Source organism: Microbacterium sp. USTB-Y (genome assembly GCF_023703415.1).
Lineage (GTDB): Bacteria > Actinomycetota > Actinomycetes > Actinomycetales > Microbacteriaceae > Microbacterium.
The window spans coordinates 262359-285743 of sequence record NZ_JAGMTU010000002.1 but is presented as its reverse complement, the minus strand read 5'-3'; the positions used below and the strand labels follow the sequence as shown (position 1 = coordinate 285743).

Annotated in this window: 24 protein-coding genes and 1 tRNA gene; 17 read left to right on the top strand and 8 right to left on the bottom strand. The window is 70.1% G+C overall.

Translation table 11 applies throughout. From position 1 onward, the window contains the following. Positions 1-50: 50 nt before the first annotated feature. Positions 51-1304 (bottom strand): LCP family protein, encoded by a 1254-nt coding sequence (locus J8G10_RS05010; RefSeq protein ID WP_251440029.1) that lies wholly within the window; start codon positions 1302-1304, stop codon positions 51-53. Positions 1305-1458: 154 nt separating this feature from the next. Here J8G10_RS05010 and J8G10_RS05005 point away from each other — a divergent pair, with 154 nt between their 5' ends. The 3 genes from J8G10_RS05005 (at position 1459) to J8G10_RS04995 (ending at position 4774) form a co-directional block, all read left to right on the top strand. After that, positions 1459-3201, top strand: a complete 1743-nt coding sequence (locus tag J8G10_RS05005; RefSeq protein ID WP_251440026.1) for a DEAD/DEAH box helicase — start codon at positions 1459-1461, stop codon at positions 3199-3201. Between the two features lie 155 nt (positions 3202-3356). Next, positions 3357-4466 (top strand): VIT1/CCC1 transporter family protein, encoded by a 1110-nt coding sequence (locus tag J8G10_RS05000; protein ID WP_251440024.1) that lies wholly within the window; start codon positions 3357-3359, stop codon positions 4464-4466. An 86-nt stretch (positions 4467-4552) separates the two neighbouring features. After that, complete coding sequence (locus J8G10_RS04995) at positions 4553-4774, top strand: hypothetical protein (RefSeq protein WP_251440019.1); 222 nt, start codon at positions 4553-4555, stop codon at positions 4772-4774. Positions 4775-4857: 83 nt separating this feature from the next. On the opposite strand, the gene J8G10_RS04990 is transcribed toward J8G10_RS04995, so the two are convergent. Then, positions 4858-4942, bottom strand: a tRNA-Leu gene (locus tag J8G10_RS04990). A gap of 109 nt (positions 4943-5051) precedes the next feature. On the opposite strand from J8G10_RS04990, the gene J8G10_RS04985 reads away from it, so the two are divergent. Both J8G10_RS04985 and J8G10_RS04980 read left to right on the top strand, forming a co-directional pair. Then, on the top strand, positions 5052-6353 hold the full coding sequence (locus tag J8G10_RS04985; RefSeq protein WP_251440006.1) for a M20/M25/M40 family metallo-hydrolase: 1302 nt from the start codon (positions 5052-5054) through the stop codon (positions 6351-6353). A 40-nt stretch (positions 6354-6393) separates the two neighbouring features. Further along, the gene (locus J8G10_RS04980; protein WP_251439999.1) at positions 6394-7218 is read left to right on the top strand and encodes an undecaprenyl-diphosphate phosphatase; all 825 of its coding nucleotides are present in this window, start codon (positions 6394-6396) and stop codon (positions 7216-7218) included. A 72-nt stretch (positions 7219-7290) separates the two neighbouring features. On the opposite strand, the gene J8G10_RS04975 is transcribed toward J8G10_RS04980, so the two are convergent. After that, positions 7291-8142 carry a PAC2 family protein gene (locus J8G10_RS04975; RefSeq protein ID WP_251439997.1) on the bottom strand — a complete coding sequence of 284 codons (852 nt, stop codon included), beginning with the start codon at positions 8140-8142 and terminating at the stop codon, positions 7291-7293. Positions 8143-8233: 91 nt separating this feature from the next. On the opposite strand from J8G10_RS04975, the gene J8G10_RS04970 reads away from it, so the two are divergent. Genes J8G10_RS04970 through lnt form a run of 9 tightly spaced genes read left to right on the top strand, consistent with a single transcriptional unit; the run spans position 8234 to position 18031 of the window. Next, the gene (locus tag J8G10_RS04970) at positions 8234-8920 is read left to right on the top strand and encodes an HAD family phosphatase (RefSeq protein ID WP_308220672.1); all 687 of its coding nucleotides are present in this window, start codon (positions 8234-8236) and stop codon (positions 8918-8920) included. After that, on the top strand, positions 8911-9948 hold the full coding sequence (locus tag J8G10_RS04965) for a tRNA (adenine-N1)-methyltransferase (protein WP_374208764.1): 1038 nt from the start codon (positions 8911-8913) through the stop codon (positions 9946-9948). Before J8G10_RS04970 ends, J8G10_RS04965 begins: the two co-directional genes overlap by 10 nt. 10 nt (positions 9949-9958) lie before the next feature. After that, a complete protein-coding gene (locus J8G10_RS04960; RefSeq protein WP_251439992.1) occupies positions 9959-10870 on the top strand; it encodes an FKBP-type peptidyl-prolyl cis-trans isomerase in 912 nt (303 codons plus the stop codon). Beyond that, the gene (locus J8G10_RS04955) at positions 10871-11857 is read left to right on the top strand and encodes a YafY family protein (RefSeq protein WP_251439989.1); all 987 of its coding nucleotides are present in this window, start codon (positions 10871-10873) and stop codon (positions 11855-11857) included. Further along, positions 11857-12843, top strand: coding sequence for a YafY family protein (locus tag J8G10_RS04950; protein ID WP_251439972.1), 987 nt, complete (start codon positions 11857-11859; stop codon positions 12841-12843). The genes J8G10_RS04955 and J8G10_RS04950 overlap by 1 nt, the downstream gene beginning before the upstream one ends. Before the next feature lie 37 nt (positions 12844-12880). Further along, positions 12881-13162, top strand: coding sequence for a Sec-independent protein translocase subunit TatA (tatA, locus tag J8G10_RS04945; protein WP_251439969.1), 282 nt, complete (start codon positions 12881-12883; stop codon positions 13160-13162). 59 nt (positions 13163-13221) lie between these two features. After that, positions 13222-13977, top strand: a complete 756-nt coding sequence (gene tatC / locus J8G10_RS04940; protein ID WP_251442352.1) for a twin-arginine translocase subunit TatC — start codon at positions 13222-13224, stop codon at positions 13975-13977. Then, complete coding sequence (locus J8G10_RS04935) at positions 13974-16448, top strand: RNA helicase (RefSeq protein WP_251439966.1); 2475 nt, start codon at positions 13974-13976, stop codon at positions 16446-16448. The genes tatC and J8G10_RS04935 overlap by 4 nt, the downstream gene beginning before the upstream one ends. A 17-nt stretch (positions 16449-16465) precedes the next feature. Then, the gene (gene lnt, locus J8G10_RS04930) at positions 16466-18031 is read left to right on the top strand and encodes an apolipoprotein N-acyltransferase (protein ID WP_251439950.1); all 1566 of its coding nucleotides are present in this window, start codon (positions 16466-16468) and stop codon (positions 18029-18031) included. Here lnt and J8G10_RS04925 read toward each other — a convergent pair. The 4 genes from J8G10_RS04925 to J8G10_RS04910 all read right to left on the bottom strand — a co-directional run bounded on the left by J8G10_RS04925 (position 18028) and on the right by J8G10_RS04910 (position 20827). Beyond that, positions 18028-18411, bottom strand: a complete 384-nt coding sequence (locus J8G10_RS04925; protein ID WP_251439945.1) for an RNA polymerase-binding protein RbpA — start codon at positions 18409-18411, stop codon at positions 18028-18030. The two genes, lnt and J8G10_RS04925, sit on opposite strands and share 4 nt — an antisense overlap. Before the next feature lie 155 nt (positions 18412-18566). Beyond that, on the bottom strand, positions 18567-19280 hold the full coding sequence (locus tag J8G10_RS04920) for a glycerophosphodiester phosphodiesterase family protein (RefSeq protein WP_308220681.1): 714 nt from the start codon (positions 19278-19280) through the stop codon (positions 18567-18569). A gap of 56 nt (positions 19281-19336) precedes the next feature. After that, positions 19337-20329 (bottom strand): SPFH domain-containing protein, encoded by a 993-nt coding sequence (locus J8G10_RS04915; protein ID WP_251439938.1) that lies wholly within the window; start codon positions 20327-20329, stop codon positions 19337-19339. Positions 20330-20350: 21 nt separating this feature from the next. After that, positions 20351-20827 carry an NfeD family protein gene (locus J8G10_RS04910; RefSeq protein ID WP_251439935.1) on the bottom strand — a complete coding sequence of 159 codons (477 nt, stop codon included), beginning with the start codon at positions 20825-20827 and terminating at the stop codon, positions 20351-20353. Between the two features lie 135 nt (positions 20828-20962). Between J8G10_RS04910 and J8G10_RS04905 the strand changes: the two genes are divergently transcribed. Continuing rightward, positions 20963-21727, top strand: coding sequence for an SDR family oxidoreductase (locus J8G10_RS04905; protein ID WP_251439932.1), 765 nt, complete (start codon positions 20963-20965; stop codon positions 21725-21727). Positions 21728-21784: 57 nt separating this feature from the next. Here J8G10_RS04905 and J8G10_RS04900 read toward each other — a convergent pair whose 3' ends face one another. Continuing rightward, positions 21785-22369, bottom strand: a complete 585-nt coding sequence (locus tag J8G10_RS04900; protein ID WP_251439929.1) for an HdeD family acid-resistance protein — start codon at positions 22367-22369, stop codon at positions 21785-21787. A gap of 105 nt (positions 22370-22474) precedes the next feature. Between J8G10_RS04900 and J8G10_RS04895 the strand changes: the two genes are divergently transcribed. Beyond that, positions 22475-22912 carry a helix-turn-helix transcriptional regulator gene (locus J8G10_RS04895; RefSeq protein ID WP_251439926.1) on the top strand — a complete coding sequence of 146 codons (438 nt, stop codon included), beginning with the start codon at positions 22475-22477 and terminating at the stop codon, positions 22910-22912. Between the two features lie 10 nt (positions 22913-22922). Next, positions 22923-23333: a VOC family protein gene (locus tag J8G10_RS04890; RefSeq protein WP_251439912.1), complete on the top strand. Its 411-nt coding sequence runs from the start codon at positions 22923-22925 to the stop codon at positions 23331-23333. Positions 23334-23385: the final 52 nt, after the last annotated feature.

Sequence of the window (23385 nt, the reverse complement as noted above, 5' to 3'; positions counted from 1 at the left end):
AGCCGTGCGTTCGGCGCGGCACCGGATCAGAGACTACCCGCGTCGCGGCGTCACTGGCTGGTGTCGCCGTTCGAGCACGTCTGCTGCGCCGCCGTGCTGCCGCGCACGTTGCCGGACAGCGGAACCGCGCTGGGCGCCGGGGTGGCGGACGGGGCGGGGGAGGCGGCCCCGCTGGGGGCGGGGGTCGCACTCGGCGCGGCCGGCTCCACGGTGACGCCGTCGTTCACGGTGTTCTGGTGGGTGATCTGCACCGGCTGGTTCGCGGCGATCGCGGCCCAGAGCGTCTGGGCCGAGGCGTCGTCCTCGATGACACGGTTCGGGTTGTCGGGATCCGTGAGCGTCGGGTACTGGATGAACGTGATGTCCGAGGGCGGCACATCCTTGACGGCGAGCGCGAGCTGGACGATCGTCATCGGATTGGTGAGCGTCGTGCTGGCCTCGATGTTGCTCAGCGCGATGTTCGCGATGTTCAGCACCTCCGGCACGTTCGAGAGCACCTTGCCGCTGGACAGCGTGCGGGCGAGGCTGGCCAGATACTGCTGCTGGTTGCCGATGCGCGCGAGATCGCTGCCCGAGACCAGGCCGTGCCGGGTGCGCAGGAACTGCAGTGCCTGGAGCCCCTGGATGGTGTGCTCGCCGGCGCTGAGGTTCAGTCCCGTGTACGCGTCGTTCATCGGCGTGGCGAGGCAGACCGGCACGCCGCCGATGGCGTTGGTGATGTCGATCACGGTGCCGAAGTTCACGGCGGCGGCGAAGTCGACGTTCAGGCCGGAGAGCTGCGTCACCGTCTTGGCGACGCAGGACAGGCCGCCCTCGTCGTAGGTCGTGTTGATCTGCGCGCCGCTCTGCGCCGACACGGCGGTGCCGTCCTTCGCCGTGCACGAGGGGATCGGCATCACCAGGTCGCGCGGGAAGCTGATCACCGTGATGCGCCGGGGGGAGTCAGACACGTGCATGAGCACCGTGACGTCGTTGTTGACGCTCGACGCGTCGGGGCCGTCGCAGCGTCCGGGGAACAGGTCCGCGTACTTCGCCTCGCAGGCGTCGATGCCGACGACGAGCAGGTTGAAGCCGCTCTTGTATGCGCCGATGTCGGGCGCGGCCGTCGGGCCGCCCTCCAGCTGCACGCTGTTGTGCGCGACTGCGGCCGTGAGATCCGAGACGATGTAGGCCGCGACGCCGGCCGTGCTGACCACGACGACGGCGACGCCGATCCCGATCGCGCGCAGGATCCGGGTCCAGATGCGCGGACCGGTCGCGCGGCCGTGCTGCGCGACCGGGCGCGCGGCGATGGGTCGTCTCATGGGTGTCCTCCGGGAGGGCGCTCCGGGCGGGAGGGCCGCAGGGGACGCTACTGCGACGCGCACTGGATCGGCTGTGCCGATCCAGTGCGGACGCTGTGACCGCACCGAGGGGCGTGGACGGGAATGTCGACGGCCTCGTCTATCGTGGAATCCCATGCTCTCCCCGTCCTTCCCTCAGCGCGCCCCTTGGGGAACCGCCGATCGGCTGCGGGCGTGGCAGCGGGAGGCCCTGGAGGAGTACTTCCGGATCCCCGACCGCCGCGACTTCCTGGTCGCCGCCACCCCGGGCGCCGGGAAGACGACTTTCGCGCTGACCCTCGCGGTCGAGCTGCTGCGCACGAACGAGGTCGACCGGGTGATCGTGGTCGCCCCGACCGAGCATCTGAAGACCCAGTGGGCGGATGCGGCGGCCCGCGTGCACATCCGTCTGGATCCCCGGTTCCGCAACAGCCACTGGGCGCCGTCCCGGCAGTACCACGGCGTCGTCGTGACCTACGCGCAGGTGGCGGCGAAGTCCTCGGTGCACAAGCACCTCACGGAGGGGGCGCGCACACTCGTCATCCTGGACGAGGTGCACCACGGCGGCGATGCGCTCAGCTGGGGCGACGCGATCCGCGACGCCTACGGGTCGGCGAGACGGCGGCTGCTCCTCAGCGGAACCCCGTTCCGCAGCGACACCGCGCCGATCCCGTTCGTGGAGTATCTGCCCGACGAATCGGGGGCTCGGATCTCGAGCACCGACTACGCCTACGGCTACGGCCGGGCCCTCCAGGACGGCGTGGTCCGCCCGGTGCTCTTCCACATGTACGCGGGCAAGATGCGCTGGCGGACGAGCGCCGGAGACGAGCTCGAGGCGCACCTGGGGCAGGACAACACGAAGGACGTCACCTCGCAGGCGTGGCGCACCGCGCTCGACCCCGAGGGGGAGTGGATGCCCGCGGTGCTGTCGGCCGCCGACCGCCGCCTCACCGAGATCCGCCACCACGTGCCCGATGCCGGCGGGCTCGTGCTCGCGACCGATCAGACGGTGGCTCGGGCCTACGCGAAGATCCTGCACTCGCTCACGGGCCAGCGGCCCACGGTCGTGCTCTCCGACGACGCCACCGCATCCGAGCGCATCGAGAAGTTCAGCGCGTCCGATGATCGCTGGATGGTCGCCGTGCGCATGGTGTCCGAGGGCGTCGACGTGCCGCGGCTCGCGGTCGGGGTCTACGCCACGTCGTCGTCGACCCCGCTGTTCTTCGCGCAGGCCATCGGCCGGTTCGTGCGCGCGCGTCGCCGGGGCGAGGCCGCGAGCGTTTTCGTGCCGAACGTCCCGGTGCTGATGAAGCTCGCCAACGAGCTCGAGAAGCAGCGCGACCACGCGCTCGACCGGCAGTCGAAGGACGAGGACGGCCTCGATGACTCGCTGCTGGAGAGTGCGAACCGCGAGGATGATGCGTCGGACGCGCTCACCCAGGAGTTCAGCTATCAGGCGATCTCCTCGCTCGCGCACTTCGACCGGGTCGTCTTCGACGGCAAGGAGTTCGGCCAGCTCGCCGAGCCTGGCACTCCCGAGGAGGAGGAGTTCATCGGGATCCCGGGTCTGCTCGAGCCGGAGCACGTGCACGAGCTGCTCATGCAGCGGCAGTCGCGCCAGTCACGGCTGCGCGAGGCGCGGGAGGCGCAGGCTCCGACAGCGACGACGACGCTGCCCGAGCCCCTGCACCGCACCCTGCGCGAGCAGCGGCAGCTGCTGAACAGCCTCGTCGGCGTCTACGCGCGGCAGACCGGGGAGCCGCACGGATCCGTCCATGCCGAGCTGCGCCGGCTGTGCGGAGGACCAGCGGTCGCGCAGGCGACCGTCACCCAGCTGCAGTCGCGCATCGACCTGCTCCGGCGTCGCGTCCGCTCCTGAGCACCGCGCGCGGCAGCGCCCGGATCCGGTCCGCGTGACGCGCCCGGGACCGGCCGGTTCGGATCCCCGAAATGCTGTCAATCCGCGTCTCAGCAGGGGGCGGAGCACCACGGATGGATAGCGTGGAACGGTTGCTCCGAACACGAAGGACGCTGATGAACACCCCCGCTCCCGTGCCCGCCGAACCCACCGCGGCCGACCGCCGCCGCTGGGCGCGGTACCTCGTCGACGAGCGCGCCGAGGCGCACGTCTACCAGCAGCTCGCCGCACGGCGCGACGGGGAGGAGCGGGAGATCCTGCTCGAGCTCGCGGCCGCGGAGGGACGCCACGAGGCGCACTGGCTCCAGTTGCTCGGCGGAGAGCCGGCACGGCTGCCTCGGCCGGGTCTGCGCACGAGGGTGCTGGGCTGGATGGCGGGCCGGTTCGGATCCATCTTCGTGCTGGCGCTCGCGCAGAGTGCGGAAGCGCGATCGCCGTACGACTCCGAGGCCTACGCGACGCCCGCCATGCGCGCCGACGAGAAGGTGCACTTCGAAGTGGTCCGCGGCCTCGCGGCGCGGGGTCGCCGCCAGCTGTCCGGATCGTTCCGCGCCGCCGTGTTCGGCGCGAACGACGGACTCGTGAGCAACCTCGCGCTCGTGCTCGGCATCGGCGCCACCGGGGCGAGCAGCGGCTTCGTCCTGTTCAGCGGATTCGCGGGACTGCTCGCCGGCGCGCTGTCGATGGGCGCGGGGGAGTTCGTCTCGGTGCGCTCCCAGCGCGAGCTGCTGGAGGCCACCGAGGAGAACGGGCACGGGGCGGCGACCGCGAGCGACCTGGACCTGGACGAGAACGAGCTGGCCCTGGTCTACCGAGCCCGCGGCATGGACACGGAGGAGTCGCTGGAGCGCGCCCGCCGGGTCGTGAGCGCGGCGAAGGCCGGCATGGCGCAGCGCGCGACGGGTCCGCTCCGGGTGGTCGACGACGGCGGGGACGAGCACGAGATCATCGGCAACGCGTGGCCGGCGGCGATCTCGAGCTTCCTGCTGTTCGCCTCCGGCGCGATCGTGCCGGTGCTCCCGTGGATCTTCGGCATGCAGGGCACGCCGGCCGTGCTCGTGGCGCTCGCCCTCGTCGGCATCGCTCTGCTGAGCACCGGAGCCACGGTCGGAGTGCTCTCCGGTGGTCCTCCGCTGCGCCGGGGCCTGCGGCAGCTGGCCATCGGCTTCGGGGCCGCCGCGGTCACCTACGTCCTCGGACTGCTGTTCGGCGTCAGCGCCGGCTGAGCCGCCTGCGACGGGCCGCTGTCAACCCCCTAGCTCCTCCGTGGCAGGGGGTCCAGGCTGGCCGGACCACGACAGGAGGTGCGGTGATGAGCGACAGGGAGAACGGCGAGGAGCGGGACGAGCCGACGGAACGGCCGGACGAGCCGACGACGGAGGAGCTGCGGGAGCCGAGCACGGAGAAGGATCCCGGGGAGGAGCCGAAGGCTCCGCACAGCGGCGATGACGGCGAGCCGGAGCCGAGCCATCGGGCCGAGGGCATCGGGGTCATCGCTCCGGACGGGCCCGACGCCGATGAGGCGCCGGTCTGACCCCCGCGCAGGGACTCGGAGCGGTGCCGACGCGGACACGATGAAGGCCCCGGATCTTCCGATCCGGGGCCTTCATGCCAGCGTGCGCGAGGGGGGACTTGAACCCCCACGCCCTATTCGGGCACTAGCACCTCAAGCTAGCGCGTCTACCTATTCCGCCACCCGCGCTGGTGTTTTCGGCTGTTCCCAACCGAGGAATGACACTATCACGTTCCGCAGGCGCCCTCGAACCAGGATGCACGTCGGGCGCGTCGAGCGGGTTCGATAGCCTTGTCCCATGCCCCAGCCGGATGCCGAGATCCCTGAGGTCGCGCGGATCGCCGCCGACCTCATCCGCTTCGACACCTCCAACTTCGGCGGCGGCGACGCGAAGGGCGAACGCGAGGCGGCCGAGTACGTCGGCGCCTATCTGGAGTCGCTCGGACTGGAGCCGGAGTACTACGAGCCGATCCCGCGTCGCACGAACGTCATGGCGCGGGTGCCGGGCCGCGATGCGAGCAAGCCCGCGCTCGTCGTGCACGGTCATCTGGATGTGGTGCCCGCGATGGCGGGCGACTGGAGCGTGGATCCGTTCGCCGGGCTCATCCAGGACGGCATGCTCTGGGGCCGCGGTGCCGTGGACATGAAGAACATGAACGCGATGATCCTCACGTCGATCGCCGAGATCCTGCGAGCGGGGGAACAGCCGGAACGCGACCTGATCCTGGTGTTCTTCGCGGACGAGGAGAACGGGGGCGTGGAGGGGTCGGCCCTGGTCGTGCAGAACCGTCCGGAGTGGTTCGCCGGGGCGACCGAGGCGATCAGCGAGGTCGGCGGGTACTCGATCCCCGTCGGCGATCGGCGCGCCTACCTGCTGCAGGTGGGGGAGAAGGCGCTGCTGTGGATCCGCCTGGTCGCGAAGGGGCGGGCCGGGCACGGCAGCCGCTTCCACCCGGACAACGCCGTGACCAAGCTCGCCGAGGCGGTCGCGGCCATCGGACGCACCCCGTGGCCCATCCATCTGACCGCCACGACCCGCGACTTCCTCGATCGGATGAGCGCGCTCTCCGGTCTTCCGGTCGATGACCCGGATGCCCTGGCCGCGACGGCGGGTCCTGCCGAGGCGTTCCTGCGCTCGACTCTGCGCACCACGACGAATCCGACCGTGCTGCAGGCCGGCTACAAGCACAACGTCATCCCGGAGCGCGCGGAGGCGCTCATCGACGTGCGCGTGATCCCGGGGATGGAGGACGAGGTGCTCGATCAGCTCCGCGCCCTCGTCGGCGAGGACATCGAGCTCGAGATGGTCGTGCAGGACATCGGGATGGAGACGCCGTTCGCCGGCGACCTCGTCGACGCGATGGTGGCGGCCCTGGAGCGGCACGATCCTGGCGTGCCCGTGATCCCGTACCTGCTCGGTGCGGGCACCGACAACAAGGCGCTCGCCTTCCTCGGCATCACGGGCTACGGCTTCGCGCCGCTGAGGCTGCCCGCCGACCTCGACTTCACCGGGATGTTCCACGGGGTCGACGAGCGGGTCCCGATCGACGCGCTGGTCTTCGGGCAGCGCGTGCTGACCGACCTTCTGCGCACCTACTGACCGCACCGCGCGAACCCCGCGGACGACGCGAAAGCGACCCATGCATCTTCTCGAAGCCATCTTCCTGGGGATCGTGCAGGGACTCACCGAGTTCCTGCCGATCTCGTCCAGCGCCCACCTGCGCATCGTGGGCGCGTTCCTGCCGAGCGCGCAGGACCCCGGGGCGGCCTTCACGGCCATCACGCAGATCGGCACGGAGGCGGCCGTCGTCGTGTTCTTCTGGCGCGACATCGTCCGCATCGTGAGCCGCTGGTGGGCGGCGCTGCTCGGTCGCATCCCGCGCAACGACCCGGACGCGCGGATGGGCTGGCTGATCATCATCGGCAGCATCCCGATCGTCGTCCTCGGGCTCGCGTTCAAGGACCAGATCGAGACGGTGTTCCGCTCGCTGTGGATCGTCGCGATCATGCTCATCGTGTTCGGCGTGCTGCTCGGCGTCGCGGACGCGATCGGCGCCCGCCGGCGCACCCTCAAAGATCTGACGCTGGGGCACGGCGTCATCTACGGGCTCGCGCAGTCGTTGGCCCTGATCCCGGGCGTCTCCCGTTCCGGCGGCACGATCACCGCCGGACTCCTGCTCGGATACGAGCGCGAGGCGGCCGCCCGTTACGCGTTCCTGCTCGCGATCCCCGCGGTGTTCGGATCCGGGATCTACCAGGCGGTGAAGAGCATCGGCGAGCCGAGCGTGTTCTCGGCGGGGGAGACGCTCGCGGCGACGGGGATCGCGTTCGTCGTGGGACTCGGCGTCATCGCGTTCTTCATGCGCTGGATCTCGCAGCGCAGCTTCCTGCCGTTCGTCGTGTACCGGATCCTGCTCGGCATCGTGCTCATCATCCTGCTCGCGATGGGCGTGATCAAGCCCTGAGCGCGCCTCGGCCGTGAGGGGGCGCAGGCGCTTCGACGGGGCCCGGCGGCCGACGACTCTCGGAGAACGGGCTCAGCGCTTGTGCTCGCCCGGGCCCTCGCCGTTGCGGCGGAAGAATCGCTCGAAGGCCTGCGCGATGGCCTCGCCGGACGCATCCGGTGAATCCCAGGTGTCGCGCTTGGCCTCGAGCTGCGCGATGTAGGCGGCCATCTCCTCGTCCTCGGCTGCGGCCGCGTCGATCGTGGCCTCCCACATGGCCGCCTCGGTGGCGAGCGTGCCCCGGGGCACGTCCACTCCGGTCACCTCGTGCAGCCGGTCCAGCAGCGCGAGCGTGGCCTTGGGCGAGGCGCTGCCGGTCTGCACGTAGTGCGGGACGTTGGCCCACAGCGAGAGCGCAGGAATGCCGGCCTGTTCCGCCGCATGGTCGAGCGCGGAGAGGATGCCGATCGGGCCCTCGTAGGTCGAGCGCTCGATGCCGAGCGCGTCACGCACCTCGGCGTTCTCGCTCGAGGCGAAGATCGAGATCGGGCGCGTGTGCGGCACGTCGGAGAGCATCGCGCCGAGGGTGACGAAGCCCGTGATGTCCTCGCTCAGCGCCGCGTCGATGAACTCGGCGCTGAACGCCTGCCAGGCGCGGGCGGGCTCGGTTCCGGTGAGCAGCCAGAGGCGCGGCTCGCCATCGCCGGCGGTGCCGGTCGGACGCTGCATCCGGGCCGACGGCCAGCGCAGGCTGCGATTGCCGTCCTGGTCGCGCTCGAGCGTCGGGCGAGCCCACTGGTAGTCGAAGTACAGCTCGGGGTCCACGGCGTGCACGAGATCGAACGTGCCGTCGTCGATCTGCTCGGCCGCTGCCGACGCGGCCTCGCCCGCGTCGTTCCAGCCGTCGAAGGCGGCGACGAGGATCCGGGATCCGAGTACCTGCACGGTGCTCCTTCCTGCGGCGGCCGGTGCCGCGTGTTCCGTCCAGGCTAGTCCCGCAGCCGGGCGCGAGGCGGCACGCCGGTACGATGGGGGAGTGAATCAGCATCCTCGCGCGGTCCTCTGGGACATGGACGGAACCCTTGTCGACACCGAGCCGTACTGGATGGACGCGGAGACCGACCTCATCGAGTCGTTCGGCGGCACCTGGTCCCACGAGCAGGCGCTCCAGCTCGTCGGCAACGGTCTGATCGACAGCGCGATCATCCTCCAGGGCGCCGGGGTGAAGATGGGCGCCCAGGAGATCGTGGACGAGCTCACCGAGCGCGTGCGCGTGCGTCTGCAGCAGGACGGCGTGCCGTTCCGGCCCGGCGCGAGGGAGCTGCTGCGCGAGCTCCGTGCGGCGGGCGTCCCCACGGCGCTCGTCACCATGTCCCTGCGCCGGATGGCCGAGGACATCGTCTCGCTCATCGGCTTCGACGCCTTCGACGTGATCGTGGGCGGCGACGACGTCGAGCGGCCCAAGCCCTTCCCGGATCCGTATCTGCAGGCGGCGGATGCGCTCGGCATCGACATCGCGGATGCCGTCGCGCTGGAGGACTCGCCCACCGGACTGCAGTCGGCCCTCTCCGCGCGCGCCGTGGCGATCGGCGTCCCGCACATCGTGGAGCTGGACGGTCTCGGCGCCGATGCCCTCTGGAAGACGCTCTCGGGTCGCGGCGTCGACGACGTCGCCGCGGAGTTCGCGCGAGCGCGCTCCATCCGAACGGAGGCATCGCTGTGACCGCGCAGCGGCCGAGCGGCCCGTTCCGCGAGGGCGACCGGGTTCAGCTGACGGGTCCCAAGGGGCGGATGCACACCATCACCCTGCGCGAGGACGGCGAGCTGCACACGCACCACGGGGTGCTGCGTCACCGTGATCTCATCGGGCTGCCCGACGGGTCCGTGGTGGAGAACAGCTCGGGCAACGAGTATCTGGCCCTGCGTCCGCTGCTGCGCGACTTCGTCATGTCGATGCCGCGCGGTGCCGCCATCGTGTATCCGAAGGATGCGGCGCAGATCGTGACCCAGGCCGATGTCTTCCCCGGTGCGACGGTGGTCGAGGCGGGCGTCGGATCCGGCGCGCTGTCCCTGTCGCTGCTGCGTGCCATCGGCCCGAGCGGCCGCCTGGTCTCCTTCGAGCGGAGGGACGACTTCGCCGAGGTCGCGAGCGCCAACGTGGAGACGTTCCTCGGTGAGCTCCCCGAGTCCTGGCGGATCGTCGTGGGCGACCTGCAGGAGCAGCTTCCCGGCGAGTTCGCGTCCGGCACGGTCGATCGGGTGGTGCTGGACATGCTCGCGCCGTGGGAGTGCATCGACGCCGTCGCCGAGGCTCTGGCGCCCGGCGGCGTCGTGCTCTGCTACGTCGCGACGGCCACGCAGCTCTCCCGGGTCGCGGAGTACGTCCGCGGGACGGGCCTGTTCACCGAGCCCGAGGCGTCGGAGACCATGGTGCGGGGCTGGCACGTCGAGGGACTCGCCGTGCGTCCGGACCATCGGATGGTGGCGCACACGGGTTTCCTGATCACCGCGCGACGGCTCGCTCCGGGGGCGATCCCGCCCGATGTGAAGCGCCGCGCGGCGAAGAAGCCCAGCTACGGCGACGAGGACGTGGAGCTGTGGACCCCGGGTGCCGTGGGTGACCGCGAGATCACCGACAAGAACCTCCGCAAGCGCGTCCGCGAGGCCCAGCGGGCCGCCGGAGGCGCCCGTCTCGCCGCCGCGGGCGACGCGGGTGCGGAAGAGGCCGAGGACGGGGATCCGTCCGCATAGACTGGAGCGCGTGCGTAAGACTGTCGCTGCTCTGATCACCCTCGGCCTCGCCGCCCTCGCGCTGGCCGGCTGCTCCGCCGGACCCTCGTTCGCGGGGCAGGCCTGCTCGTCGAAGGCGACCTCGTCCGTGCTCACCAACTCCGTGACGGTGAAGGGGGAGTTCGGAAAGGCCCCCGAGGCGAGCTTCGCGACGCCGACGAAGGTGCAGAAGTCGAGCGTCGACGATCTGATCACCGGAACCGGATCCGCGATCACGGAGAAGAACCAGCCGATCGTCATCGACGTCGCCCTGTACGACGCGAAGACGGGGCAGTCTCTCGGCAGCACCAGCTTCGACGGCTCGACCCAGGTCGCCGACGTCAACACGTGGGACGGTCAGCTCAAGACGATCGGCGATGCGCTGGGCTGCGCGACCGCAGGCTCCCGCCTGCTGGTCGGCTTCCCCGCGGGCACGGTCGCCGAGGGCGGAGCGGTCGCGGTGGTCGATGTGCAGAAGGTGTTCCTCCCGCACGCCGAGGGATCGCTGGTGTACAATGACGCGCTCGGGCTTCCGACGGTCGTTCGCGCGCCCGACGGGCGCCCCGGCATCATCATCCCCGACGCGAAGAAGCCCGCCAAGCAGGTCACGCAGACCCTCATCCGCGGCACCGGTGCGAAGGTGACCAAGGACGACGTCCTGCGGGTGCAGTTGACGAGCGTCGACTGGGACACCCGGAAGGTGCTCAAGTCGACGTGGGACGCGCAGTCCGTGGCCATCTCGGCGACCGGGCTGGAGGGCCAGACCGTCGGATCCCAGGTGCTCCTGGTGATCCCGCCCGCTGACGCGAACCAGAGCACCGGCGCGGACGGCAACGGCACCCAGGCGATCGTCGTGGACATCCTCGGCGTCGACACCTCCGCATCCTTGTCCTCGGGGCAGTAGATGGCGGCACGGATCCCCGCGGAGGAGCGCCTGACGAACCTCGTCGTGGCGCTCATGGCGACGGAGATCGGCCTGACGAAGCAACAGATCCTGGCGTCGGTCTCCGGCTACCGGCAGCGCTCGGAGGGCAGGGCCGACGCGCTGGACAAGATGTTCGAGCGCGACAAGGACGAGCTGCGCGCCCTCGGCATCCCTATCGAGACGCTCGGCGACCACGCGGACCCGAACGATCTCCGCGAGGCCCGTTATCGCATTCCGAAGGCGGAATACGACCTTCCGGTCGACATCGAGTTCACCCCTGCGGAGCTCGCGGTGCTGCGTCTGGCCGGGAGCGTCTGGAGCGAGGAGTCGCTGTCCGCCGATGCGCAGGCCGGCGTGCGGAAGATCCGCGCGCTGGGCATCGACGTGGATGAGCCCATCATCGGATTCGCGCCGCGCATCACAGCGCGCGATGCCGCTTTCGCGCCGCTGCAGGGCGCGATCGAGCGCAGTGTCGCCGTCTCCTTCGACTATCTGAAGCCGGGGGAGGAGTCGCCTCGCCGGCGCCGCGTGCAGCCGCTCGCCCTCGTCGAGTACGAGGCGCGCTGGCACGTGTTCGGACGCGACATCGACGCCGACGGCGATCGGATGTTCCTGCTGACCCGCATCGTGGGCGACGTGACGGTCAGCGCGGACGCGTTCCCCGCGGAGCTGCGGGAGGGGGCGGGCGAGCGGGCGCTGTCGAGCCTGGGCGCCGTCGCCGCGGCGCATTCGGCGCTGCTTGAGCTCACTCCGGGCACCGAGGCGGCTCTGCGCCTCGGACGGCGCGCCGAACCCGCCGTGCAGGGGATCCGGGTGCCCTACGTCGACCTGCACATCCTGGCGGACGAGCTCGCCTCCTACGGTCCGGAGGTGCGCGTGGTCGAACCCGAGGAGCTCCGCGACGCGGTCGTCGCTCGTCTGCGTGCCGCCGCGGCGACGCACATCGACACGAAGGGCGGCGCGTGATGGCACAGCGCAAGCCGTTGCTGAGCTCCGACCGGGTGCGCGCGTATCTGACGCTCGTGCCGTATCTGCTCGAGCGCGGCGAGGTCTCCCTCGCCGAGGCCGCGGCGGAGTTCGACATGTCCGAGGCGCAGATGCGGGCGATGGTCGAGAAGCTCACGGTCATCGGCCTTCCCGGCGACGAGGGCTACTGGCAGGCGCCGCAGGAGCTCTTCGACATCAACTGGGACCTGCTCGACGAGCAGGGGATCATCGAGATCACCAACGACGTGGGGCTGCGCCGGGTGCCCAAGTTCACCGCCCGCGAGGCGGCGGCCCTCGTCGCGGGGCTCCAGCTGGCATCGGCCGTGCCGGGTGTCGCCTCCTCGGCGGTCGTGCAGGGACTCATCGCCAAGCTCTCGCGCGGTGCGGCGGGTCTTCCGGCCGAGGTCATCGTCGCGCCGGGACCGGTCGACGCGGTCCGCACCGTCGTCGCCACCGCGCTCAAGGAGCACGTCGCCGTCGCGTTCACCTATCGAGCCCCGGACTCCGCGCCCACGACCAGAACCGTCGACCCGGTCACGGTGCTCATCACGAACGGGCAGTGGTATCTGCAGGGCTGGTGCCACCTGCGGCGCGCGATGCGCACCTTCCATCTCGATCGCGTGAGCGAGCCGCGTCTCACCGACATCCCGATCACCCACGGCGACGAACCCGTTCCCGAGCTGTTCGCCGGTGACGGGGACAGCGACAAGGCGGTGATCCGCTTCCCGGCGCGCCTGGCGCCGCTGCTGCGCGATTACCTGCGTCGCGCCGACGCGGTGGTCGAAGGCGATACGATGACGGCGACCCTGCATGTCGGCGACCCCCTCAGCCTCAAGAGACTGGCGGCCCGCTTCGGCGGCGCGGTCGAGATCCTCGAGCCGTCCGGCGCACGCTGCGCGGCCAGGGAATGGGCCACGGCGGCTCTTGCGCTGTACCCCGAACAAACCACCCCGCAGTCACGGTAGACTGTGCGGAACACCCGAACCATCAAGGGAGATCATCATGTTCGCCGGACTCAACGGATGGCATCTGGTCATCATCCTCGCCGTCATCCTGCTGTTGTTCGGCGCGGCGAAGCTTCCTGCGCTCGCGAAGAGCATGGGCCAGTCCGCCCGTGTCTTCAAGGGCGAGATGAAGGCCATGAAGGACGAGGACGCGGCCAGCGACGCCGCAGCCGCCGCGCCGCAGGCGGCGGCGACCACCGCGCTGCCGACGCCCGTTCAGAACGCCTCTGCTGACACCACCGCCGTCACCCCGCCGCACGACGCCGGTACTCAGCGCTGACAGGCGTGACCGACGTGTCACCCGCGACGAAGGGCCGCAAGCCGCGTCGCGATAGCACCATGCCCCTCGCGGGGCATCTGATCGAGTTGCGCCGACGGCTCGTCATCGCCGCCGGCGCACTCGTGCTCGGCATGGTGATCGCGTTCTTCATCACGGATCCGATCCTGCACTTCGTGACCGGCCCCATCCGGCAGGTCGCAGAGGAGCGCGGCAAGGACCTCGTCGGGTTCACGTTCTCCTCGGTGACGGCGCCGTTCGACCTCCGCATGCGGATGGCGTTCTCGATCGGCATCTTCCTCTCCGCGCCGGTCTGGCTGTGGCAGATCTGGGCCTTCATCATGCCGGGTCTGACGAAGAAGGAGATCCGCTACACGATCGGTTTCGTCGCGTCCGCGGTGCCGCTCTTCTTCGCCGGGTGCTACGTCGGCGTGCTCGTGATGCCGCACATCATCGAGCTGATGGCGGGGTTCACGCCCGAGGGCGCCCAGAACCTCTACAACGCGCAGGACTACTACGACTTCGTGTTCAAGCTGATGATCGTCATCGGCGTCTCGTTCATCATCCCCGTCTTCCTCGTGGCGCTGAACTTCGCCGGGATCATGTCGGGACGGGCGATCCTGAAGGCCTGGCGGATCGCGATCCTCATCGCGTGCCTGTTCGCGGCGCTCGCGACCCCGGCGGCGGATGTGGTCAGCATGCTCATGCTGGCCGGAATCCTGATCGTGCTCTACTTCGCCGCGGCCTGCCTCTCGCTGCTCTTCGACCGGCGCAAGCACAAGCGCCAGCAGGAGTTCCTCGAGGAGTCCACGGTATGACGTCGCCGGCGGACCGATACGCCTCCGCCCGCGCCGCTCAGGACCATCCCGCGACCGCTGCCTTCGCGGCCATGCAGCGCTTCCAGCTGGATCCCTTCCAGATCGAGGGCTGTCATGCGCTGGAGCGCGGCAGCAGCGTGCTCGTCGCCGCGCCCACGGGGGCGGGCAAGACGATCGTCGGGGAGTTCGCGATCCATCTGGCGATGTCGACGCCGTCCGACAAGGCGTTCTACACGACCCCCATGAAGGCGCTGTCGAACCAGAAGTTCCGCGAGCTCGTCGACGTGTACGGCGCGGATCAGGTGGGGCTGCTCACCGGCGACGTCAACATCAACGGTTCCGCGCGCATCGTGGTGATGACCACCGAGGTGCTGCGCAACATGATCTACGCGGACTCGCGCGCTCTCGACGACCTCCGCTACGTGATCATGGACGAGGTGCACTACCTCGCCGACCGGTTCCGGGGCGCGGTCTGGGAAGAGGTCATCATCCACCTCCCGCGGAGCGTGCGACTCGTGGCCCTGAGCGCCACGGTCTCCAACGCCGAGGAGTTCGGAGACTGGCTCGACACGGTCCGCGGCGGCACCGAGGTCATCGTCTCCGAGACCCGGCCGGTGCCGTTGGAGCAGCACGTGCTCGTGCGCGACGACCTGCTGCCGCTGTTCGACGATCGCGCGGGCATCGCCACGGCCCAGGTCAATCAGGAGCTGCTGCGGATCCGCTCCTTCGGCGGCGCCAACTACGAGCGCAACCGCGACGCCCAGCAGTACCGGAGCGCGCGCCATGCGGGCGCGCAGGGCCGGCGGCCGCAGCGGGGCGGCAGACGTCCCGTGCGCTCGGCGAACGTGCGCCGCATCGAGCGGCTCGACCGGCCGCAGGTCGTGGATCTGCTCGATCGCGCCAACCTCCTCCCCGCCATCTTCTTCATCTTCAGCCGCGTGGGCTGCGACTCCGCCGTCACGCAGGTGCGCCGTTCCGGCCTGCGGCTGACGACCGCGGAGGAGCGGCATGAGATCCGTGCCATCGTCGAGGACCGCGTGCGCACGCTGCGCGACGAGGACCTCGCGGTGCTCGGGTACTGGGAATGGCTCGACAACCTCGAGCGGGGAGTGGCGGCGCACCACGCCGGGCTGCTTCCGGCGTTCAAGGAGATCGTCGAGGAGCTCTTCCAGCAGCGTCTGCTCAAGGTCGTGTTCGCCACGGAGACCCTGGCGCTCGGGATCAACATGCCGGCGCGCACCGTCGTGCTGGAGCGCATGGAGAAGTTCAACGGCGAGGCGCGGGTCGCGATCACCTCCGGCGAGTACACCCAGCTGACCGGTCGCGCGGGCCGGCGGGGGATCGACGTCGAGGGACACGCGGTCGTGCAGTGGACGGAGGGGATGGATCCGCAGGCGGTCGCCGCCCTCGCCTCCCGGCGCACCTACCCGCTGAACTCGAGCTTCCGCCCCACCTACAACATGGCGGTCAACCTGCTCGACCGGTTCGGGCGGGACAGGTCCCGCGAGGTGCTGGAATCGTCCTTCGCCCAGTTCCAGGCGGACCGCGCAGTCGTGGGGCTCGCCCGCAACGTGCGCGAGGCCGAGACATCGCTCGCGGGTTACCTCTCTTCCATGACCTGCGATCGCGGCGACTTCGCGGAGTACTCCGGCATCCGTCGCGAGCTCAGCGATCTGGAGAAGAAGAACCGCGCCGACCAGCAGGCGCCGCGTGCCGTGCGCGAGAAGCGTCTGCGGCAGATCGAGGGCCTCCGCCGCGCGATGCAGCGGCACGCGTGCCACCGCTGCCCGGACCGCGAGATGCACGCGCGCTGGGCGGAGCGCTACTGGAAGCTCAAGCGCGAGACCGACCGCATCCGCAGGCAGATCGAGAATCGCACCGGCACGGTCGCGCGCGTGTTCGATCGTGTCCTCGACGTGCTCGCCGAGGTGGGATACGTGGAGGGGCGCGGCGACGCCCTGACCCTCACGGACGCCGGGCGCACGATGCAGCGGATCTACGGCGAACGCGACCTCCTCGTGGCGGAGTCGCTGCGGCGAGGCCTCTGGGACGGCCTGGACGCGCCGTCGCTCGCGGCGATGGCCTGCGCCCTCGTCTACGAGCCGCGGCGCGACGACGGCTCCGTCGATCCGCGCGATCTGCCGCGCGGACGATTCCGCATCGCGTGGGAGCGCACGCAGGAGCTGTGGGCCGAGCTCGACGATCTCGAGCATGAGCACCGGCTGCCCGGATCCGACCGCCCCTCCGCAGGCCTCGCCGGGGCGATGCACTCCTGGGCCCGGGGAAGCTCGCTCGACGCGGTGCTGGAGGACGCCGACATGGCCGCCGGCGACTTCGTGCGCTGGGCGAAGCAGACCATCGATCTGCTGGATCAGCTGTCCATCGTCGCGCCGAACGCCGAGACGGCCCGCACCGCACGGACCGCTCTCGACAGCGTGCGCCGCGGCATCGTCGCCTACTCCTCGATGTGACCGGCGACCGCACCCGCATGACCGATCGCTCCGTTCCGCTGCGCGCCGTCCGCACCGCGCCTGTCCTGCCGCTCTGGGCCGCACTGATCTCGGCCGCCGCGGCGGGCGGACTGCTGACCCTGGCATTCCCCGCGATCTCGCTCTGGTTCGCCGCGTTCCCCGCCGTCGGTCTGCTGCTGGTCTCGCTCATCGGCCGCCGCGCGTGGTCGGCGCTGCTGGTGGGCCTCGTCTACGGTGCGGTGTTCTTCCTCATCCTGGTGTCGTGGACCGCGAGGTATCTGGGGCCGATCCCATGGCTCGCCCTCGCCCTGCTGGAGGCCGCTCTGACCGCTGCGGCGCTGGTGCCGATCACGCTGGCCTATCGCTGGATCCCGAGGCTGCCGCTGCCGTCGTACGCCCGCACGGCGCTTCTCGCGGTGACCGTGGCCGCGCTCTGGATCGGACGGGAGCTCTTCGTCGGGAACTGGCCGTACGGCGGTTTCCCCTGGGCGCGGATCGCGTACACCCTCGCCGACACGGCCGCTGCTCGTGTGAGCAGCTGGATCGGCATCAGCGGACTGGGGTTCCTCATGGTGCTGCTGGTCGCTCTCGTCGTGGAGCTCGCGCGTGCGGGCTCTCGGCCGCGTGCGCTCGGCTTCGTCGCGCCGGTCATCCTCGGGATCGTCCTCGTGGCGCTGCCGGCGTTCCCCACCACGGCGAACGGCTCGATGCGCATCGGCGCCGTGCAGGGGAACGGCCCGACCGGGTACTTCGACCAGCGTGAGCCGCTGTCGGTGCTGAACGCCCAGACCGAGGCGACGGCACCGCTCTACGGCAAGGGCATGGACCTGCTGGTGTGGCCCGAGGGCGGGCTGGACGGAGACCCGTTCCAGTACCCCGAGCTCGCGGCCGGACTCGACGAGGTCGCCGCCCGCGTGGGCGCCCCCGTCCTGGCGAACGCAGCCACGCAGAAGGGCGAGCTGTTCTACAACACCTCGTTCCTGTGGCCTCAGGGATCCCACCCCCCGCTCGCGCGCGACGATGTCCAGACGCATGCGAAACGGCACCCGGTGCCGTTCGGCGAGTACGTGCCCGACCGCGAGTTCTTCAATGCGATCGTGCCCGATCTGATCGGTCTCATCGGCCGGGAGTACACGCCGGGCAGCGATGCACCCGTCGTGCGCGTCGGGAGCACGCCGGTGGGCCTCGCGATCTGCTTCGACGTCATCTACGACGAGCTGATCGCCGAGGGCATCCAGGGGGGCGCGCAGGTACTGGTGTTCCAGACGAACAACGCGGACTTCCGCGGCACGGTCGAGAACCTGCAACAGCTCGCCATCGCCCGCATGCGGGCGGTCGAGACGGGTCGCTCGGTCGTGAACATCTCGACGGTGGGAACCAGCCAGGTCATCCGCGCCGACGGATCCACGCAGGCATCGCTGAACGAGGATCGCCCCGGTGCGCTGCTCGAAGACGTCGAACTGCGCACCGGGGCGACGGCGGGTGTCGTGCTCGGGCCCTGGATCGAACAGGTCCTGCTCTGGGGCGGACTGCTCGTCGTCGTGGTCGCCGGCATCGGGAGCCGGCGGCGGGACAGGACTTAGGCGCCGATCCGCTCGCGGGTGGGATCCTCACCCGCGCCGCGGCGGGCGCGGATGAAGGCGAGGCGCTCCTCCAGGAGCTCCTCGAGCTCGGCACGGGTGCGGCGCTCCAGCAGCATGTCCCAGTGGGTGCGGCCGCCCTTGTCGCCGTTGTCCTCGACCTCGACGGACTTGCCGTCGACCTGCAGGCGTGCCTCTGCGCCGCACGCACGGCACTCCCACGTCGTGGGCGGCTCGGCGTCGGCCGCGAACATCAGGGTCGTCACGTGGCCGCAGGAGTCGCAGGTGTATGCGGTCTGCTGGCGTTCCATGAAGACGACGCCCTCTTCGCTCTGAAGGCTCTGGGCGCCGAGTCGGATTCCTCGAAGGCTGCGATCTGCCATTGTGTGGTCCTCTCGTCGCCCTCAGGTATAGCGGCCCGGGCTGTGCAGAAGATGCGAAGGGAGCAAACCATGAACGCTTTCACAGTCGATACCCAGCCCCGCGCCCGGAGGGCGTGCTGCCTGGCACCGGGTACGCAAGAATGCGGGACCGCGTGTCAGCTCGGACGTAGCGTCCTGATCGCGAGATCGGCGCGATCCGTCACGATGCCGTCGGCGCCGGCGGCGATCAGGGACCGCATCCGCTCCGGGTCGTTGATCGTCCAGATGTGCACTTCAGCCCCCGCATCGTGCACGGCGCGGACGAGGCCCGGGGTGAAGACCCGCAGCGCGCCGAACCTCTCGGGGATCTGCACCGCGTCGAGGCCGCGCAGGATCCGCCGGGACCACCGGGTCGCCCCTGCCGTCGAAGCGAGGCGCAACCGGGTGATCGCGGCGCGACCTCCCGAGGAGGCCGGGAGCAGCTCGGCACCCGTCGCACGGACCGCGTCCAGTGCCGCGAGACGGTTGCGATCGTCGAAGCTGGTCAGCAGCACGCGGTGCGCGTCGGCGGCCACAGCGCGTCCGACATCCGCGGCCGCGGCCCGCGCCTTCACGTCCACGTTGAAGCGCAGGCCCGGAAAGGCCTCGAGCGCCTCGCGGAGGGTGAGCAGGCCGCCGTGCGCGGCGAAGAGCGCGGCGAGCTCCTTCGTGGTGACCTCGGCGACCGGGCGCGGATCCCCGAGCAGTCTCTGCAGTGTCTCGTCGTGGAACAGCACCGCATCGCCGTCGGCCGTCGCCCGGCAGTCGGTCTCCACGTACACGGCTCCGGCCGCATCCGCGGCGGCGAGCGCCAGGGCGGAGTTGTCGAACACAGACGAGTCCTCGCCCACCAGACCGCGGTGAGCGAGGACTCGGGGCACGGGTGCGCCCTGGAAATAGGGGTGTGTCACGCGACGCCGTCGGAGGCCGGGGGCACGGCGGCGGACGCGGCGGCCCGCGTCGTCGGGACGGCGGGAGAGGCCGGGGTGAACGGCGTGGATCCGCCCGATCCCGGCGTGAACGCCCCGCCGAAGTTCTTCAGAGCCTCCGTGAACTCGCTGGGGATGATCCACAGCTTGCTCGACGCGCTCTCGCTGATCTTCGGGAGCATCTGCAGGTACTGGTAGGCGAGCAGCTTGTCGTCGGGCTGCCCCTGGTGGATGGCGTTGAAGACGTTCTGGATCGCCTCGGCCTCACCCTCGGCGCGCAGCACCGCGGCCTGCTTCTCGCCCTCGGCGCGCAGGATGTCCGCCTGCCGCTGACCCTCGGCCTCGAGGATCTGAGACTGCTTCGTGCCCTCCGCGGTGAGGATCGCGGCGCGACGATCGCGCTCGGCGCGCATCTGCTTCTCCATCGAGTCCTGGATCGAGACGGGCGGGTCGATGGCCTTGAGCTCGACCCGGCCGACGCGGATTCCCCACTTCCCGGTGGCCTCGTCGAGCACGATGCGCAGCTGGCCGTTGATGTTGTCGCGGCTGGTCAGCGCCTCCTCGAGGTTCAGACCGCCGACGACGTTGCGCAGCGTGGTGGTGGTGAGCTGCTCGACGGCGCCGAGGTAGTTCGCGATCTCGTAGGTCGCGGCCCGCGCATCGGTCACCTGGAAGTAGACGACGGTGTCGATGGAGACCACGAGGTTGTCCTCGGTGATCACCGGCTGCGGCGGGAAGGAGACGACCTGCTCGCGCATGTCGATGAGCGGGCGCAGGCGGTCGATGAACGGCACCAGCAGGTTCAGACCCGGCATGAGGGTCTTGTGGTACCTGCCGAGGCGTTCGACGACGCCGGCCGTGGCCTGCGGGATGATCCTGACCGATCGCGCGATGGTCACCAGCACGAAGATGATGACGGCGATCGCCAGGATCCAGCCGATGGCGGTGGGGATGAAGGATGCGCTGTCCATGAAGGGCTGCTCCTGTTTCTCCTAGTCGTGGGCGGAACGGACGTATGCGGTGGCGCCCTCGATCCGCTCGACCCGCACCGGTGCGCCGGGGGAGAGGGGAGCGAGCACGGGCGAGTCGGACGCGAGTCGCGCGGTCCACGTGTCGCCGTTGCTGAGCTTGACCTGCCCCATGAGGGAGGTCACCTCCAGCAGCACCGTGCCGTGCAGGCCGATCAGCGCATCCACATTGGAACGGGTCTGATCCTCACCGCGATGCAGGCGGCGCAGCAGCGGCGGGCGGAGCAGGAAGATGAGCAGCACCGCGGCGAGGGCCGCGATGATCACCTGCACCCACACGGGCCAGCCCGTGAGGGTCGAGAGCAGGCCGACGGCCGAGCCCAGTCCGAGCATGAGGAAGGTCATGTCGAGCGTGAAGATCTCGATGACGAAGAACAGGACCATGAGGACCAGCCAGCCGATCCACGCCCAGTCCTGGAACATCTGCAGGATCGTGTCCATACCGCCCCTTCTTTTTGCCAACCTATCACGGAGCCCGAAGGGCGCATCCGTGTCCCGCGCCGCGGAATCATGCGGATTGGTAGGGTGATTCCGTCCCATCCGCGCGCCCCGGCGCACGCCCTCCGAGGAGTTCCCGTGTCTCAGACCCTTCCCGCCGATTCGCTGACCGGCAAGGTCGCCCTCGTCACCGGATCCTCGCGCGGCATCGGCGCCGACACGATCCGCTACTTCGCCGAGGCCGGGGCCGACGTCGTCATCAACTTCCGCAACAAGGCCCCCCGCGCCGAGAAGCTCGCGGCGGAGGTCCGCGCCCTCGGCCGTCGCGCCCTCGTCGTCGGCGCCGATCTGACCGATCCCGACTCGGTCGCGGAGATGTTCGCGGCGGTGCAGGCGGAGTTCGGCGGTCTGGACGTCCTCGTCCTCAACGCGTCCGGCGGCATGGAGGCCAACATGGGCGAGGACTACGCCCTGCGCCTGAACCGCGATGCGCAGGTCAACGTGCTGGAGACGGCGCTCCCGGTGCTCCGCGAGGGCGGACGCATCGTCTTCGTCACGAGCCACCAGGCGCATTTCATCCGGACCACGCCGACGATGCCGGAGTACGAGCCGGTCGCTCTGTCGAAGCGCGCCGGAGAGGACGCCCTGCGCGAGCTGATCCCCGCGATCGAGGCGAAGGGCCTCGAGTTCGTGGTCGTGTCGGGCGACATGATCGAGGGCACCATCACGGCGACCCTTCTCGAGCGTGCGAACCCCGGCGCGATCTCGCAGCGCCGCGAGTCGGCGGGGCGTCTCTACAACGTGTCGGAGTTCGCCGCCGAGGTGGCGCAGGCGGCGATCGACCCGGTCCCGGCGGACCACACCCGCCTCATCGGCGACGTCAGCGGCTTCGGAGCGGAGTAGCCCGCAGACGCAGAAGGGGCCCGGACGCTTGCGCGCCGGGCCCCTTCTCGTATCCGGTCAGAGGCCGGCGGCCTCCGCGACGGCCTTCGCGTCCTTGGCGATCGTGATCGCACGCACGATCTGCGCGATGCCGAGCACGACGAGCGAGATGGCGAGGAACAGCCAGAAGAACGGGACGGCGGCGAGCCCGAGGCTGATCACCGCGATGCCGGCGACGATGCTGAGCAGGGAGTAGATGAGCGTCCAGGTCTTGGAGCCGTCCTGACCCATGAGGGTCAGGGAGACGACGCCATCGAAGATCCAGCTGACTCCGATGAAGATCACGGTCACGAGCGCGAACGCGATCGCTGCCGTCTGGATGTTCGTGAACGCGATGACGCCGGCGACGATGTAGAGGAGGCCGAGCACGATGTGACCGACGCGCGCCCATCCGGACTTGCCGGCACTGAAGATGCCGAGCCCGATGTACACGACACCGGCGACGATCAGGTAGGCGGCGATGATTCCGGTGAGGACGAAGGCGGTCTTGACCGGCCACACCAGCATGACGATGCCCGCGATCAGCGCGATCACACCGGACACGGCGAGGAAGACGCGAAGTGACTTCACCAGGCTCTTCGCTTCGGCAACTGCTTCGGACATGAGGGGACCCTTTCTGAGTAATCCCTGGGAATCGGGGATGGCCTCACTGTACCGTGGCCCGGGGGAGCGGTCGGTGAACCCGCGCCGTCGTGCGAGGATCGGGGGATGAGCCCGACCGCCGACGAGGATCGCCTGCGCGACCTCGCCGCGCTCCGCTCGGTCCGGGACCGCATCGACCGCGAGTACGCGCGTCCTCTCGACGTGGAGGCCCTCGCTGCCGGGGTGCACATGTCGGCAGGCCACCTGAGCCGTCAGTTCAAGCTGGTCTACGGAGAGCCCCCGTATTCCTATCTCATGACCCGGCGGATTGAGCGGGCGATGGCGCTGCTGCGGCGCGGAGACGTCACGGTCACCGAGGCGTGCTTCGCCGTCGGATTCCAGTCCCTCGGCACGTTCAGCACCCGGTTCAGCGAGCTCGTCGGGGTCTCGCCGAGCCGCTATCGCGCCGACCCGGGACTGGGACCGGGGATCCCCTCCTGGATCGAGAAGCAGGCGACGCGACCGATCAGGAATCGAGAAGCGTCCGCCGATCCGCCCGCGTAGCGTGAGCGGCATGGACATCACGATCAACGCCAGCTTCCTCCCGCACACCGATGCCGAGGAGTCCCTCCGCTTCTACAGAGACGTGCTCGGCTGGGAGCTGCGCAAGGACGTCGGCTACCAGCAGATGCGCTGGCTCACGGTCGGACCGGCGAATCAGCCCGACACCTCCATCGTGCTCACGCCTCCGGCGGTGGACCCCGGTATCAGCGAGGATGAGCGGCGCACCATCCTGGAACTCATGGCGAAGGGCAGCTTCGGGGGTGTCGTGCTCGCCACCCAGAACGTGGACGCGGCGTTCGCGGAGATCGAGTCGCGCGGGGGAGACGTCGTGCAGGAGCCCATCGACCAGCCGTACGGGATCCGGGACTGCGCGTTCCGCGACCCCGCCGGCAACATGATCCGCCTCCAGCAGGTCGCGTGACCGCCGCGGTGCCCGCCGGAGCGTCGGCGGGCACCGCTAGTGTGTGACCCGC

What these genes read in the sequence shown, in the direction of transcription:
- J8G10_RS05010 (WP_251440029.1), bottom strand. Translation starts at nt 1,304, where the DNA reads ATGAGACGACCCATCGCCGCGCGCCCGGTCGCGCAGCACGGCCGCGCG.
- J8G10_RS05005 (WP_251440026.1), top strand. Translation starts at nt 1,459, where the DNA reads ATGCTCTCCCCGTCCTTCCCTCAGCGCGCCCCTTGGGGAACCGCCGAT.
- J8G10_RS05000 (WP_251440024.1), top strand. Translation starts at nt 3,357, where the DNA reads ATGAACACCCCCGCTCCCGTGCCCGCCGAACCCACCGCGGCCGACCGC.
- J8G10_RS04995 (WP_251440019.1), top strand. Translation starts at nt 4,553, where the DNA reads ATGAGCGACAGGGAGAACGGCGAGGAGCGGGACGAGCCGACGGAACGG.
- J8G10_RS04985 (WP_251440006.1), top strand. Translation starts at nt 5,052, where the DNA reads ATGCCCCAGCCGGATGCCGAGATCCCTGAGGTCGCGCGGATCGCCGCC.
- J8G10_RS04980 (WP_251439999.1), top strand. Translation starts at nt 6,394, where the DNA reads ATGCATCTTCTCGAAGCCATCTTCCTGGGGATCGTGCAGGGACTCACC.
- J8G10_RS04955 (WP_251439989.1), top strand. Translation starts at nt 10,871, where the DNA reads ATGGCGGCACGGATCCCCGCGGAGGAGCGCCTGACGAACCTCGTCGTG.
- J8G10_RS04950 (WP_251439972.1), top strand. Translation starts at nt 11,857, where the DNA reads ATGGCACAGCGCAAGCCGTTGCTGAGCTCCGACCGGGTGCGCGCGTAT.
- tatA (WP_251439969.1), top strand. Translation starts at nt 12,881, where the DNA reads ATGTTCGCCGGACTCAACGGATGGCATCTGGTCATCATCCTCGCCGTC.
- tatC (WP_251442352.1), top strand. Translation starts at nt 13,222, where the DNA reads ATGCCCCTCGCGGGGCATCTGATCGAGTTGCGCCGACGGCTCGTCATC.
- J8G10_RS04935 (WP_251439966.1), top strand. Translation starts at nt 13,974, where the DNA reads ATGACGTCGCCGGCGGACCGATACGCCTCCGCCCGCGCCGCTCAGGAC.
- lnt (WP_251439950.1), top strand. Translation starts at nt 16,466, where the DNA reads ATGACCGATCGCTCCGTTCCGCTGCGCGCCGTCCGCACCGCGCCTGTC.
- J8G10_RS04925 (WP_251439945.1), bottom strand. Translation starts at nt 18,411, where the DNA reads ATGGCAGATCGCAGCCTTCGAGGAATCCGACTCGGCGCCCAGAGCCTT.
- J8G10_RS04915 (WP_251439938.1), bottom strand. Translation starts at nt 20,329, where the DNA reads ATGGACAGCGCATCCTTCATCCCCACCGCCATCGGCTGGATCCTGGCG.
- J8G10_RS04910 (WP_251439935.1), bottom strand. Translation starts at nt 20,827, where the DNA reads ATGGACACGATCCTGCAGATGTTCCAGGACTGGGCGTGGATCGGCTGG.
- J8G10_RS04900 (WP_251439929.1), bottom strand. Translation starts at nt 22,369, where the DNA reads ATGTCCGAAGCAGTTGCCGAAGCGAAGAGCCTGGTGAAGTCACTTCGC.
- J8G10_RS04895 (WP_251439926.1), top strand. Translation starts at nt 22,475, where the DNA reads ATGAGCCCGACCGCCGACGAGGATCGCCTGCGCGACCTCGCCGCGCTC.
- J8G10_RS04890 (WP_251439912.1), top strand. Translation starts at nt 22,923, where the DNA reads ATGGACATCACGATCAACGCCAGCTTCCTCCCGCACACCGATGCCGAG.